The following is a 13976-nucleotide window of genomic DNA, read 5'->3' on the forward strand; positions in this document are numbered from 1 at the left end:
GCGCGCAGGCGCTGCGCAACTGGGTGGCTCGCGAACAGCGGGCGCTGGCCCAGGTCCGCAGCCGACCGGTGCTCGCCGAACCGCTGACGGTCCTGACGGCGCGCGCCGACGAGATTCATCGCGCACGGTCGGCGATCCGCCGCGACGTCACCCGCCTGGCCGCCGCGGAGGCGGAGCGCATCGGCCATCTGAGCGCGCGGCTGGCGACTCTGGGCCCGGCGGCCACGCTGGCCCGCGGCTATGCCGTGGTACAGGCGGTGCCGGACTCCGGGTCCGCGGTGGTGCTGCGGTCGGTCGCCGATGCGCCCGCCGGCAGCCGGCTGCGGGTGCGGGTGGCCGACGGCGCGATCGCCGCGGTGAGCGAAGGGCAGACCGATGGCCGGTGAAGGCGAGCAGTCAATTACGCCTATTAGTAATCTCGGCTATGAAGCGTGCCGGGATGAACTGATCGAAGTCGTCCGCCTGTTGGAGCAGGGAGGCCTGGACCTCGACGCGTCGCTGAAATTGTGGGAAAGGGGCGAGGAACTCGCAAAACGGTGCGAAGAGCACTTAGCTGGCGCTCGCAAGCGGATCGAGGATGCGCTTGCGAGCGGCCAGGCGGATGACGCCTGATTTCGGCCCTTTTGCGGTACACAAACTATGACCACTTTCGAAATTGGAACACGTTTCAGTTATGCTGCGGCCCATGGCTGATGCATCACTGACCACCGAACTCGGCCGCGTCCTCGTCACCGGCGGCTCCGGGTTCGTCGGGGCCAACCTGGTCACCACGCTGCTGGAGCGCGGCCACCAAGTGCGCTCGTTCGACCGGGCGCCGTCGCCGCTTGCGCAGCACCCGCAACTGGAGGTGCTCGAGGGCGACATCACCGACACAGCGATCTGCGCCCAAGCGGTGGACGGCATCGACACCGTCTTTCACACCGCGGCGATCATCGATTTGATGGGTGGCGCGTCGGTGACCGACGCATACCGGCAGCGCAGCTTCGGGGTCAACGTCGGCGGCACCGAGAACCTGGTGCACGCCGGGCAGGCGGCCGGGGTGAAGCGATTCGTCTACACGTCGTCCAACAGCGTCGTGATGGGTGGCCAGAACATCCCCGGCGGGGACGAGACGCTGCCCTACACCAACCGGTTCAACGATCTGTATACCGAGACGAAGGTCGTCGCCGAGCGGTTCGTGCTGTCGCAGAACGGCATTGGCGACATGCTGACCTGTGCAATTCGGCCCAGCGGGATCTGGGGCCGCGGTGATCAGACGATGTTCCGCAGGCTGTTCGAAAGCGTGATCGCCGGCCACGTCAAAGTGCTGATCGGCCGCAAGTCCGCTCGACTGGATAACTCGTACGTGCACAACCTGATTCACGGGTTCATCCTGGCCGCCCAGCACCTCGTCCCCGGGGGCACGGCACCGGGTCAGGCGTACTTCATCAACGACGACGAACCGATCAACATGTTCGAGTTCGCGCGGCCGGTGGTCGAGGCCTGCGGCGTGAACTGGCCCCGGATGCGGGTCAACGGCCCGATGGTCCGCGTGGCGATGACCGGTTGGCAGCGGCTGCATTTCCGCTTCGGCATACCGGCGCCGCTGCTCGAGCCGCTGGCCGTCGAGCGACTTTATCTGGACAACTACTTCTCGATCGCCAAGGCGCGCCGCGATTTGGGCTATGAACCCCTGTTCACCACCGAACAGGCGATGGCGGAATGCCTGCCCTATTACGTCGAGATGTTCAATCGGATGAAAAGCCAGGCGCAGCAGGCTAAGACGGCTGGGTAGCACCGCGATTCCCATTGTGTCAGCACCGGCGAAACCAATGCGACAGACTGGAACCATGACGCTCCTCTGCGCCGATCCCGTCCTCGCGGTGCACGACCTTGACCGCGCGGCGGGGTGGTTCACCCGAATCCTGAATTGCACGATGACGGAGCCCGACCCGGGCAACTGGGCGTTCTGCTCGGCCGGGTCGGTGACGTTTCGGCTCGGCCGCTGTCCGGAGTCGTTGCCGGCGTCCGACCTCGGGGACCACAGCTACATCGCGTATTTGACCGTCGCCGGAATCGACGAGTACTACACGCGCGCTCTCGCCGAAGGAGCCGACATTCTCAAGCCCCCGACGATCGAACCGTGGGGCCGGCGCGAGATGGGTCTGCGATCGCCCGACGGTCACCGGTTCATGCTCTCGGAGCCGCTGTAGCGGCCGCCTAAGCGAGGCTAGCGGAAACCCACCATCTCGCTGCCCCAGGCGGCGCGGATCTTCGCATCGACGTCGTCAGCGACGACGTCGCGCTTGTCGATGATCAGGCAGGCGCGATCGGCCTCCCCGTAGGGCCGCCAGTCCGGCTCGCCGGCCGGGCCCGCCGGCTTTGATTGCGCAGCGAAGTTGATCCACCGGGTGCGCATGCGCTTGGAGACCGCCTTGGCCGTCTTTCTGCCACCCAATTTCAGCGTCGGATCCTTCGGCGCCCCGAGATTGCCCCAAACGTAAGGCAATTCGGTGGCGTGGGCGGCATTGACCAACAGCAGCTTCAGCAGTGGGGTCGCATAATCGAACCGGTACAGGTACACCGGCGCCACCCTGCTATGGCCCTCGGCCAGCCAGACCGAGGGCATCCGGAACCCGACGTCGGTTGCGATGCTCAAACTCCTTGCCCTGCGCCGCAATCGCGAATACGTCAATCCGATCTGCTCGTCGGTCGGCAATTGCAGGTCCGGTTGTTCGGCGGCGATCTGGTCGAACATCGACGTGATCGCGCGAGGCGTGATCGGCATCAGCCGCGAACGCATCAACCGGAAGAGCGCCGCCTCGTGCTTGTTGGTCCCGATGATCAAGGGGACCGGAAGCGAGCGGCCCTCCTGCACACGCTTGACGGGGTAGTCGTCCAGCAGCTCGCCATCGATGATCGGGACGAACGCCAGGAGGCCCGGATTACGCACCGGCACTTCGTCGAAGACCTCTTGGGACGCGGCGAGCAGCACCGCGGTGGGCACGTCGGGCAACCGGTGCGCGTCGACGTCGAGCCTGTCGAGGACGGTCTCGGCGACGCGCTCAGCCCTGCGCCGGTCGTATACCGATGTGGCCGGTGAACTCTGGGCGATCGCCCGGGCGAACAGCCCCTCGGCCGACGGGCTGGCGAGCAGGGTCGTCACGATCCCCGCGCCGGCGGATTCGCCGAACAGCGTGACGTTGCCGGGATCGCCGCCGAACGCCGCGACGTTGTCACGCACCCAGCCCAGTGCGGCCAGCACGTCACGCAGCCCGACGTTGGAGTCGAAACGCCGCCGCGTACTGCTGAACGACGACAGGTCCATGAAACCGAGCGCTCCCACCCGGTAGTTGACCGTGACCACGATGACTTCGCCGTCGCCGGCCAGCCGCCGCCCGTCGTACAGCGCCTGACTGCCCGATCCCAGGACGTAGGCGCCCCCGTGCAGCCACACCATCACGGGCTTCCCGTCGCCCGGCTGCGTGCCGGACGGCGCCCAGACGTTAAGCCGCAGGCAGTCTTCGCCCTGCGGTGCGCCCAGGTCGAGTGGCATGTTGGGGAAGACCGGCTGCGGGCAGGCCGGCCCGTAGCGGGTGGCGTCGGCGACCTCGGTCCACCGCTCGGGCGGCTGCGGCGCCCGGAAGCGCAGGGCGCCGACGGGCGGGGCGGCGTACCGGATGCCCTTCCAGGTGCTGACGCGGCCTCGCGGCGAGGACGAGTCGGCGCCGCGGACGGGGCCGAAGGTGGTCTCGACCACCCGGTCACTGGTCGTAGTCGTCATGCGTGCGGCGCTTTCCTAACCGAGGCGCTGGGTGAGGAACTCGACTACCCGCTTGCGGGCCTCGTACGCCGGCTGGCCGTCGACTTCGCGGACCTCGTCGGTCAACACGGAGTGTGCCAGCTTGCTGAAACCGCCCACATTCCCCGGCCCCGAGTCGATCTCGATTACCTCGAACGCGTCACCGAGCCGCTCCTTGAGCACCGCGAACCGTTCGCGCGGCACGGCGCTGTCCTCGCTGAACCGCAGACCCATCGCGCACAGGCCGTCGTTGGCGCAGCGATCGGCCACGGCGGCCAGTTCTGATTCGCTCAGGCCGGGATCGCGCCGCCGCGCGCGCCCCAGCGGCAGCGGCACCGACGGCTGCGAAAGCACCGGGGCCAGGACGGCGTCGTCGACCGCGGCGGCCAGCGCGAAACCGCCGGTGAAGCATTGGCCGATCACGCCGACCCCCTTGCCCGGGGTCGACGCGTTGAGGTCACGGGCCAGCGCGCGCAGGAACATCGACACCGGCCGCTGCTTGTTCGTCGCGAAGGCCGCGAATTCTTTTGCCACACAAGCCCGACTGATCGAGGAGGCGATGTAGCCGACCGTCTTGGGTTTGCCCGGCTCACCGAACAGCGACGGCATGACGACGGTGAAGCCGTTGTCCACCAGGTGATTGCCCAGGGCCAGCACACCGGGATGGATCCCGGGTATCTCGGGAATCAGCACCACCCCCGGGCCGCTGCCCTTGCGGTAGACGTCATGGGTGTAGCCGCCTGCGCTGAACGGTGCCACCGACCATCCGGACAGATCTGCTTGGGGTGCGGTCACGCTCGGCCTTCCTTCAGCGCGCGGGTAACGGCGGCTGCGATTGCGTTGCCGAGGCCAGCGTACGGAATTGATCGGTGTTGCCGGCACCGGTTATCGCGATTTGAGTGGCCCCGGTCGGGCCGGTGAGCCGGGTGGTCCACACCGGCTCGGCGTCCGCCCCGCTCTGGCCGGAGCCGTTGTAGACCACCCAGTTGGTCCCGGCGACGTCGACCGTTCCGGCCGGATACGCCGACGAATGGATCGAGCCCACCAGCTTGTCCTCGTCGGCGTTGCTCTGGGTGAGGCTCAGATACATCCCGGTCGGGCTGATATAGCCGACGACCGAGGTCGCCGCGTTCAGCCGTTGACCGGTCGAGGGATCGGTGCGGCCGCCCTGGATGCCGCCGCGGCTGCCGGAGTTGGCCTGCCAGCCGGTGGGCAACTTGGGCAGCCGAATGGGAAAGCCGAGCGTCGCGGCGTCGGCCCGCAACGCCGCCGGCGCGTCGTAGGACGGGACCGCGCCCTGGTGGCTGCCGGGCTGAAACGAGCACATGCCCACCAGACCGGCCAGCAGGATGCACCCGATGACCAGCGGCATCAGTGACCAGAACATGTCACGGCCGTCCTGCAGCAACCGCGGTTTGGCCGGCTTGGCAGCCGGTCCGGCCGCCGGGGCCGGCTCGCCGGCCACCTGGGCCTCCGAGCTGGCATTCAGCGGCGACTCTTCGGTCATCCCCCGAGTATCCCAGTTCCAGCAGACCGATCCGCTTCTGGGACAATCTCCAACCATGACAGTTAAGGGCGACCGCCCATCTGGACGGCCACGTGGTGAGGCGCCGGACCGCAACCTGGCCCTGGAACTGGTCCGGGTGACCGAGGCCGGCGCCATGGCCGCCGGGCGCTGGGTGGGCCGCGGCGACAAGGAGGGCGGCGACGGCGCGGCCGTCGACGCGATGCGCGAGCTGGTCAACTCGGTGTCGATGCGCGGCGTGGTGGTCATCGGCGAGGGCGAGAAGGACAACGCGCCGATGCTCTACAACGGCGAGGAGGTCGGCAACGGCGATGGCCCGGAGTGCGACTTCGCCGTCGACCCGATCGACGGCACCACGCTGATGAGCAAGGGCATGCCCAACGCCATCTCGGTCCTGGCGGTGGCCGAACGTGGGGCGATGTTCGACCCGTCGGCGGTGTTCTACATGAACAAGATCGCCGTCGGGCCCGAGGCCGCCCACGTGCTGGACATCACCGCGCCGATCTCCGAGAACATCAAGGCCGTCGCGAAGGCGAAGAGCCTGTCGGTGCGCGACATGACGGTCTGCATCCTGGACCGGCCCCGGCACGCCCAGCTGATCGAGGACGTCCGCGCGACCGGTGCCCGCATCCGGCTGATCACCGACGGCGACGTCGCCGGCGCGATCTCGGCCTGCCGGTACCTGTCGGGCACCGACATGCTGGCCGGGATCGGCGGCACCCCGGAGGGCATCATCGCCGCCGCCGCCATCCGCTGCATGGGCGGGGCGATCCAGGCGCAGCTGGCGCCCAAGGACGACGAGGAACGCCAGAAGGCGATCGACGCCGGCCACGACGTCGACCGTGTGCTGACCACCGAGGACCTGGTGTCCGGCGAGAACGTGTTCTTCTGCGCCACCGGGGTCACCAACGGCGACCTGCTCAAGGGCGTGCAGTACTACCCCGGCGGCTGCACCACCCAGTCGATCGTGATGCGTTCGAAGTCGGGAACTGTCCGCATGATCGAGGCCTATCACCGGCTTTCGAAGCTCAACGAGTACTCCGCGATCGACTTCACCGGCGATAGCACTGCCGCCTATCCCCTGCCCTAGACCCGGAATCACGCCCTTAAAGACAAGGACTGCTACCTATGGCCGACAGTGCCACCGATACCGAATACCGCATCGAACACGACACCATGGGCGAGGTGCGGGTGCCCGCAAAGGCGTTGTGGCGCGCGCAAACCCAGCGCGCCGTGGAGAACTTTCCCATCTCGGGCCGGGGCCTGGAGCGCACCCAGATCCGCGCCCTGGGCCTGCTGAAGGGCGCCTGCGCGCAGGTCAACAAGGACCTCGGGTTGCTGGCACCGGAGAAGGCGGACGCCATCATCGCCGCGGCCGCCGAAATCGCCGACGGCCAACACGACGACCAGTTCCCCATCGACGTCTTCCAGACCGGGTCGGGCACCAGCTCCAACATGAACACCAACGAGGTGATCGCAAGCATCGCCGCCAAGGCCGGTGTCACGGTGCACCCCAACGACGACGTGAACATGTCGCAGTCGTCGAACGACACCTTCCCGACCGCCACCCACATCGCGGCGACCGAGGCGGCGGTGCGCCACCTGATCCCGGCGCTCGAGGTGTTGCACGAAGCGCTGGAGAGCAAGGCCCGCGAGTGGCAGACGGTGGTCAAGTCGGGCCGCACCCACCTGATGGACGCCGTTCCGGTGACCCTCGGCCAGGAATTCAGCGGGTACGCCCGTCAGATCGAGGCCGGGATCGAGCGGGTGCGCGCGACGCTGCCGCGGCTGGGCGAGCTGGCGATCGGCGGCACCGCGGTGGGGACCGGGCTCAACGCTCCCGACGGCTTCGGCGCCAAGGTGGTCGAGACGCTGATCGCCTCCACCGGCCTGAACGAACTCCGCACGGCCGCCAACTCTTTCGAGGCTCAAGCGGCGCGCGACGGTCTGGTCGAGGCCTCCGGCGCGCTGCGCACCATCGCGGTGTCGCTGACCAAAATCGCCAACGACATCCGCTGGATGGGATCGGGCCCGCTGACCGGCCTGGCCGAAATCCAACTGCCGGACCTGCAGCCGGGCAGCTCGATCATGCCGGGCAAGGTCAATCCCGTTCTGCCGGAAGCGGTTACGCAGGTGGCCGCCCAGGTGATCGGCAATGACGCCGCGGTGGCCGTCGGTGGCTTGTCCGGTGCCTTCGAGCTCAACGTCTACATCCCGATGATGGCCCGCAACATCCTCGAGTCGTTCAAGCTGCTGACCAACGTGTCGAGGCTGTTCGCGGACCGGTGCATCACCGGCCTGGTCGCCAACGTCGATCACCTGCGGGAGCTCGCCGAGTCGTCGCCGTCGATCGTGACGCCGTTGAACTCGGCGATCGGCTACGAGGAGGCCGCCGCGGTGGCCAAGCAGGCCCTCAAGGAGCGCAAGACGATTCGCCAGACCGTGATCGACCGCGGCCTGATCGGCGAGAAGCTCTCCGAAGAAGAACTGGACCGCCGCCTGGATGTCTTGGCGATGGCCAAGGTCAAGCCGGCGAAATAGGCGGGTGGTGCAGCGATGACGGCTCCTCCCGGCGGCCCCTACGGCCAGGGCCCTTACGGAAATCCGTATGGGCAGCAGCCTTATTGGGGCGGCCAGCCCCAGGGCGGCCAGCCCCAGGGCGGCCCGCCACCGTACCCGCCCACCGGCCCGTTTCAGTATCCGCCCCAGGGGTATCCGCAACCGGGACAGCAGTTCCCGCCCGGGCCGTACCCGCCCGGGCCCCCGCCCGGCGGCCCCGGCTCGAAGCTGCCCTGGCTCATCGTCGGTGGCCTCGTCATCCTGGCCGTCATCGCGCTCGTGGCGACCCTGGTTGTGATGCGCGGCGGCAGCCACGGCCGGTCCCCGGCCGCCGGGCCGTCGTCGACCACCAGCACCACCAGCCAACCCAAGGGTCAGCAGACCGCCACCGATTGCACCCCGAACGCGTCCGGAGGCGAGGTACCGCGAACCGACTCGATCGCCGCCGGCAAGCTCTCGTTCCCCGCCAGCTCGGTGCCGCCCAACTGGACGGTGTTCTCCGACGACCAGAACCCGAACCTGATCGGCGCCGTGGGCGTCGCCCAGGAGGTGCCCGGGGCCAGCCAGTGGATGATGACGGCGGAGGTCGGTGTCAGCAACTTCGTCTCCAGCATGGACGTCACCGCCCAGGCGTCGAAGTTGTTGCAGTGCATCGCCAACGGGCCCGGATACGCGAACGCGCAGCCCACGCTCGGTCCGGTGAAGACGTCGTCGATCACCGTCGACGGGACCAAGGCCGCCCGCGCCGACGCCGACGTCACGATCGCGGACCGCACCCGCAACGTCAAAGGCGACTCCGTCACCGTCATCGCCGTCGACACCAAGCCGGTCACCATGTTCGTCGGCAGCACACCCATCGGTGACAGCGCCTCCGCGGACATCATCGGCCGGATCATCGCGGCGCTGAAGGTCGCGAAGTCCTGACGCGGCCCGCCTAGGCCGGCGCCGAGACGTGGGTGGCTTCGGATCGCCCCCGCAGAACGGTGGAATAGCACTCGGCCCAATGCGCCGCCTCGGCTTCGTCCGCCCGCTCGATGGCCCCCGCGGCACACAGGATCCGCCGGTCGGCGGTCTTGGCGAGGTCCGCCAGCCGCGCGGCCTCGTTGACCGCGTCGCCGATCACCGTGTATTCGTACCGGTTTTCGGCGCCGATGTTCCCGGCGAAGACGCGGCCCGCCGAGACGCCGATGCCGAAATCGACCGGTAGCCGGCGCAGTTGGGTGCCCAGGGCGCGGGCGGTCGCCAGGGCGGCCGACGCCGGCTCGCCGGTCGGCAACGGCGCACCGAAGACGGCTAGGGCAGCATCCCCGGCGAATTTGTTGATCAGTCCGTTGTGGTCATCGACGGCGTTGACGACGATGCGGAAGAAATTGTTGAGGATCTCGGCAACCACTTGCGGGGGACGGCTTTCCGCCAGTTGCGTCGAGCCCACCAGGTCGATGTAGAGGACCGCCGCCTCGACCACGTCTCCCGACAGCGATGCGCCCTCGTCGATGGCGCGCTGGGCGACGTCCGCCCCGACGTGGCGCCCGAACAGGTCGCGCAACCGGTCGCGCTCGGCCAGCCCGGCCACCATGCGATTGAAACCCGTTTGCAGACGCCCGATTTGCGAGCGCTCATACGCACCGACGTAGGTCCCGATACGGCCGTGTTCGACCTCCGCCATCGCGTCGACCACCTCGCCGAGTGGATCGGAAATGGATCGCGACGTCAAGATCATGGTCGGAAATCCGAGCACCAGCGCCGCCAGGGACACCACCAGGATCGGCACATCCAGCGATGCGGACTTCTCGATGAGCCACCCATAAGAGCGAAGGACGACCAGGGTTGCGATCACCCCGATGGGGAAGGCGCTGCACAGAAACCACAGCAGGACCAGTCGCGCGTACACGCCTGGCACGGCCATCCGCGGCTCGCAGCCCAGCGTGGCGGCGCGCATGATGGGGCGCAGGACGCGCTGCGCCAGCAGCATCGCGGTGCCGGCGGCGGCCGGTCCGCCGAGCAGCACACCGAGCGCGATGGGCAGCAGCAGCTGCGCCCCGCCGCCCAGGTTGAGCAACATGAAGATTCCGCCGCTGACGCCCCAGGCCCCGAACAGGATCGCCGACTGGCGGCCGGGCAGCTTCATCGCGGCCTCGCGCTGCTCCTGACTGGGTTCGGCGCCGGCCGCGTACCAGCGCAGCGTCGGGGCCGCGCTCAGGATCGCGGCGGCCGCGACGCCGACGATGCCCAACAGAACGAGCACGACCACCGCCGCGGTGTTGGCCCGCGCGAAATCGATGTTGGCCCCGACCGAGGTGTGGCCCCGCAAAGGGATCAAGATGGCGGCCGCTTCGATGACGGCCAGGAAGTAGGACAGGGCAAGGTCGGCCCCATATTCAATCGCCAACCGGCGGGCGGACTTTCGTTGCGCCGCCGACGAGGGCGGCCTGCGATTCCATAGCCCGGCGGCCGCGCGGGCCCACCGGCTGGTGCTAGGCACCGTTGTTCGGGCCGCCCGAGTTCTGGCCTGGGATGTCGGTGATCGGGAAGTTGGGCATCGGCTTGGGCGAGGACGTGTTGGGCAGCGGCGGGATGTCACCGGGCGGGATGTCGTGGAGTTCGTTCGCCGGCGGCCCGTTCTCACGGCCGCCGTAGCTACTCCCCGGAGCCCGCGGGCCCAGCAGTTCGCTGACCGTCACCATCCGGTAGCCGTTGGCCTTGAGCACCGGAATGAATTGGTAGACCAGGTCGACGGTGCTCGAGTAGGTGTCATGGAACAACACCACCGAACCCGGCTTGATATACGTCATCAGCATGTACCGCGTCGCCGCGGTGTTCGAGTCGTTCGCCCAGTCGAAAGGAATGACGTCCCAGAGGATTTCGGCCAGCCCGAGACGGCCCGCCGTCTGGCGCACGGCGTCGTTGGACAGCCCGCCGGCCGGTCGATACAGGTTGGGGGTCCGACCGGTGGCGGCGGCGATCGCGTCGTTGGCCTTGGAGAACTGGGCGGCGATGTCTTCGGGTGGGATCGTCACCATGTTGGGGTGTTCCCAGGTGTGGTTGCCGATCTCCATCCCGGCGTCGGCGACCTGCTTGGCCCCCGCGGGGTTCGCGGCCACCTTGTTGCCGATCTCGAAGAACGTGGCCTTCGCGTCGTTGTCCTTCAGGATCTGCAGCAGGCGGCCATCGAATGGGCTGGGTCCGTCGTCGAACGTCAGCGCGACACACTTGACCACCGAGCAACTGAGGTTGTCGGCGCGCGTCACGTGACCGGTCAGCCCCCCGATCACCAGCACCGCAACCGCTGCGACGACACCGACAACCGTGCGCCAATAGCGCCAGGCCTGGCTGTCGGGTCTTTTCGGCACCGTCGAAGTTTATCGAACGCGTGGCCAGGCGAGATGCGCCGTCACTGCGGCCCGGCGATCTCCTCGAGCATCTCGGTGACCAGCGCGGCAATCGGCGATCGCTCGCTGCGCAACAGCGTGATGTGGGCGAACAAGGGGTGGCCTTTGAGCTTCTCGATCACCGCGGCGACCCCGTCGTGCCGGCCGACCCGCAGGTTGTCGCGCTGAGCGATGTCGTGCGTCAGCACCACCCGCGACCCGGCTCCCAGCCTGGACAGCACCGTCAGCAAGACGTTGCGTTCCAGCGACTGGGCCTCGTCGACGATGACGAACGAGTCGTGCAGCGACCGGCCGCGAATGTGCGTCAGCGGCAGCACCTCGAGCATGCCCCGGGAGAGCACCTCTTCCAGCACGGCCGGGCTGGCCAGTCCCTCGAGCGTGTCGAAGACCGCCTGCGCCCAGGGGCCCATCTTCTCGCTCTCGCTGCCGGGCAGGTAACCCAGCTCCTGGCCGCCCACGGCGTACAGCGGGCGGAACACCACCACCTTGCGCTGGGTGCGCCGTTCCAGCACGGCCTCCAGCCCCGCGCACAGCGCCAGCGCCGACTTACCTGTGCCGGCTTTGCCGCCCAGCGAGACGATGCCCACCGACTCGTCGAGCAGCAGGTCGAGTGCCACCCGCTGTTCGGCGGACCGGCCGCGCAGGCCGAACGCCTCGCGGTCACCGCGCACCAGTTGCACGCGTTTGTCCGCGTTGACCCGGCCCAGCGCGTGCGAGCTGCCACCGAGCAGCCGAATGCCGGTGTGGCAGGGCAGGTCTCGTGCTTCGGTCAGATCGATCTCACCCTCGGCGAACAGCGCGTCAATGTCTTCGGTGGCGGTCTCGATCTCACGCATCCCCGACCATCCGGAGGCCACCACGTCTTGCGCGTGGTACTCGTCGGCGGCCAGCCCCACCGCGGCGGCCTTGACGCGAAGCGGAATGTCCTTGCTGACCAACGTCACTCGCTTGCCTTCGGCGGCAAGGTTGGCGGCGCAGCTCAAAATACGGCAGTCGTTGTTGTCGCTGCGGAAACCGGCGGGCAGCACCGCGGGGTCGGTGTGGTTGAGCTCGACGTGAAGCGTACCGCCTTGCGTCCCAACGGGAATGGGCTGATCGAGCCGTCCGTGCAGGAGTCGGAGATCGTCGAACAGGCGCAACGCCTGACGGGCAAACCAACCCAGCTCGTGGTGATGCCGTTTGGCTTCGAGTTCGCTGATCACCACCAGTGGGACCACCACCTCGTGTTCGGCGAACCGGCTGCACGCCCAGGGGTCGGACAGCAGCACGGAGGTGTCGATCACGTAGGTCCGGATTTCGGTCACGTAGCGCTCCTCGAGCGGGATGAGCCCGCGCGGACCCGCACAGGCATGTCGGCGGGAACTGCGACACCAGGACCGGGGCCGGTCCTTCCGTTGTGGTGACGGGAGGTGCCGCCCTGGCAGCTGAGCATGACGCTGACCATCGAGATCGACGCTACTCTCGTCGCCGCTTTGCAGCAGCGCAGGCGCGCCGACGACGGCGCCGCGCGCGAAGATCGGCTAGGCGATGACGAACTGCTTGAGGGCGGGCTCGTCGGCCACACCCCATGCGGTGATGCGATCCGAGATCGCCTGCCGCAGCTGCTGTTGGTCGAAGATGCCCGCGGCGGCAACGTTGCGCAGCTTCTCCCGATAGGAGTCGATGTCGGCGCCGGGCACCTGCAGATCGGCCGCTCGGGCCGCGATGGCCGCGATGGTTTCGTCCCGGGTGTAGGAGAGGCAGTGCTCGACCAGGTTGGAGAAGAAGAGTTCGTGCCGCCGCTCGTCGCGCGCGATGCGGTCGATGAGCCCGGCCAGGATGGGCTCCTCGAGCTTGGCCGCCAGGTTCTCGCAGAAGACGGCGTGGGTGCACTCGGTGAGCGCCATGTACACCAGGGTCTCGACCTGCGTGTAGGTGTCGGCGCGGTAGCCCTTCATCACGTACTGGACGCGCGCCTCCTCGTTGGCGGTCGGGTCGACCTCGCGGGTGACCACCAGGTACTCGCGCAGCGCGATGGCGTGCAGGTGCTCCTCCGCGGTCCACCGGCCCAACCAGCGGCCCCACCAGTCTTCGAGGATGAAGTGCTCGACGAGCTCGCGGTGGTGCCCGGCCAGGTTGTCCTTGAGCAGCAGCAGGATCTCGCACGCGTCCGTGAACTCCCGGGGCAGCGTCGCGTCGGACGGCTCCCAGTCACGTCCGCCGAGGAACGCGAAGTTCTCGCCCCGGTCGAACGGCACGTAGTCGTGAGCGAACCAGAGTTCCTCGGTGTTCAGGTGGCGGTCCATGTTGGCTTCGCACACCGGCTCGAGTTCCAGGGTCAGCGCGTTAGCGACAGGTTTCTGTGCCATGCGGTTACTGTAACTCGCGTACACAGGTTCGTGAAATCACCCGGCCCGTGTCGCGACAACTGGTGACTTTGGTCCTTTGCCGGCCCTTACGCCGCGTCTAGCGGTCGACCAGCGTCCAGTCCTCGAGGCCGTCGTACAGCGGGAAATCCCTGGCCAGGCGCGTCACGCGCTGCCGCAGCGCGGACAGATCCGCCCCGCTGCCCGCCGCAAGCGCGGTGGCGATGACGTCGGCAACCTCGGTGAACTCCGCATCCCCGAAGCCGCGGGTCGCCAACGCCGGCGTGCCCACCCGAAGGCCCGACGTCACCATCGGCGGCCGCGGGTCGTTGGGGACCGCGTTGCGGTTGACCGTGATGCCGATCTCGTGGAGCAGG

Annotated in this window: 14 protein-coding genes and 1 pseudogene; 7 read left to right on the top strand and 8 right to left on the bottom strand. The window is 68.2% G+C overall.

What is annotated here, in order from left to right; translation table 11 throughout:
- From A5697_RS18010 to A5697_RS18025, 4 genes are all read left to right on the top strand, one after another.
- Positions 1 to 386, top strand: a 386-nt coding sequence (locus A5697_RS18010; protein WP_304442489.1) for an exodeoxyribonuclease VII large subunit, incomplete at its 5' end; no start/stop codon positions are given.
- Positions 376 to 612, top strand: coding sequence for an exodeoxyribonuclease VII small subunit (locus A5697_RS18015; protein WP_068011578.1), 237 nt, complete (start codon positions 376 to 378; stop codon positions 610 to 612). The genes A5697_RS18010 and A5697_RS18015, both read left to right, overlap by 11 nt.
- 61 nt (positions 613 to 673) lie before the next feature.
- Positions 674 to 1774: an NAD-dependent epimerase/dehydratase family protein gene (locus tag A5697_RS18020; RefSeq protein WP_067949735.1), complete on the top strand. Its 1101-nt coding sequence runs from the start codon at positions 674 to 676 to the stop codon at positions 1772 to 1774.
- A 55-nt stretch (positions 1775 to 1829) separates the two neighbouring features.
- Complete coding sequence (locus A5697_RS18025; protein ID WP_068011579.1) at positions 1830 to 2192, top strand: VOC family protein; 363 nt, start codon at positions 1830 to 1832, stop codon at positions 2190 to 2192.
- A 17-nt stretch (positions 2193 to 2209) separates the two neighbouring features.
- On the opposite strand, the gene A5697_RS18030 is transcribed toward A5697_RS18025, so the two are convergent.
- Genes A5697_RS18030 through A5697_RS18040 form a run of 3 tightly spaced genes read right to left on the bottom strand, consistent with a single transcriptional unit; the run spans position 2210 to position 5288 of the window.
- Positions 2210 to 3763: a carboxylesterase/lipase family protein gene (locus A5697_RS18030; protein WP_068011580.1), complete on the bottom strand. Its 1554-nt coding sequence runs from the start codon at positions 3761 to 3763 to the stop codon at positions 2210 to 2212.
- Between the two features lie 15 nt (positions 3764 to 3778).
- Positions 3779 to 4576 carry a dienelactone hydrolase family protein gene (locus A5697_RS18035; protein ID WP_067949729.1) on the bottom strand — a complete coding sequence of 266 codons (798 nt, stop codon included), beginning with the start codon at positions 4574 to 4576 and terminating at the stop codon, positions 3779 to 3781.
- Positions 4577 to 4589: 13 nt separating this feature from the next.
- Positions 4590 to 5288 (bottom strand): DUF4245 domain-containing protein, encoded by a 699-nt coding sequence (locus A5697_RS18040; protein WP_068011581.1) that lies wholly within the window; start codon positions 5286 to 5288, stop codon positions 4590 to 4592.
- A gap of 55 nt (positions 5289 to 5343) precedes the next feature.
- On the opposite strand from A5697_RS18040, the gene glpX reads away from it, so the two are divergent.
- The 3 genes from glpX to A5697_RS18055 are packed head-to-tail and all read left to right on the top strand — an operon-like array spanning position 5344 to position 8789.
- Entirely contained in the window at positions 5344 to 6396 is a 1053-nt protein-coding gene (gene glpX, locus A5697_RS18045; protein ID WP_067949725.1) for a class II fructose-bisphosphatase, read from the top strand.
- A gap of 38 nt (positions 6397 to 6434) precedes the next feature.
- Positions 6435 to 7847, top strand: coding sequence for a class II fumarate hydratase (locus tag A5697_RS18050; protein WP_068011582.1), 1413 nt, complete (start codon positions 6435 to 6437; stop codon positions 7845 to 7847).
- Between the two features lie 15 nt (positions 7848 to 7862).
- Positions 7863 to 8789, top strand: coding sequence for a hypothetical protein (locus A5697_RS18055; protein ID WP_068011583.1), 927 nt, complete (start codon positions 7863 to 7865; stop codon positions 8787 to 8789).
- Positions 8790 to 8799: 10 nt separating this feature from the next.
- Here the strand turns inward: A5697_RS18055 and A5697_RS18060 are convergent, their stop codons facing one another.
- From A5697_RS18060 to A5697_RS18080, 5 genes and pseudogenes are all read right to left on the bottom strand, one after another.
- Positions 8800 to 10254 carry an adenylate/guanylate cyclase domain-containing protein gene (locus A5697_RS18060; protein WP_082953469.1) on the bottom strand — a complete coding sequence of 485 codons (1455 nt, stop codon included), beginning with the start codon at positions 10252 to 10254 and terminating at the stop codon, positions 8800 to 8802.
- Between the two features lie 85 nt (positions 10255 to 10339).
- Positions 10340 to 11215, bottom strand: coding sequence for a polysaccharide deacetylase family protein (locus A5697_RS18065; protein WP_068011584.1), 876 nt, complete (start codon positions 11213 to 11215; stop codon positions 10340 to 10342).
- A gap of 41 nt (positions 11216 to 11256) precedes the next feature.
- Positions 11257 to 12558, bottom strand: a complete 1302-nt coding sequence (locus A5697_RS18070) for a PhoH family protein (RefSeq protein WP_067949711.1) — start codon at positions 12556 to 12558, stop codon at positions 11257 to 11259.
- A 216-nt stretch (positions 12559 to 12774) separates the two neighbouring features.
- Positions 12775 to 13602, bottom strand: a complete 828-nt coding sequence (locus A5697_RS18075; RefSeq protein WP_068011587.1) for an acyl-ACP desaturase — start codon at positions 13600 to 13602, stop codon at positions 12775 to 12777.
- Between the two features lie 97 nt (positions 13603 to 13699).
- A pseudogene (locus A5697_RS18080) lies at positions 13700 to 13976 on the bottom strand (serine hydroxymethyltransferase); the annotation flags it as partial.

The organism is Mycobacterium sp. E3251 (genome assembly GCF_001666835.1).
Taxonomy (GTDB): Bacteria; Actinomycetota; Actinomycetes; order Mycobacteriales; family Mycobacteriaceae; genus Mycobacterium.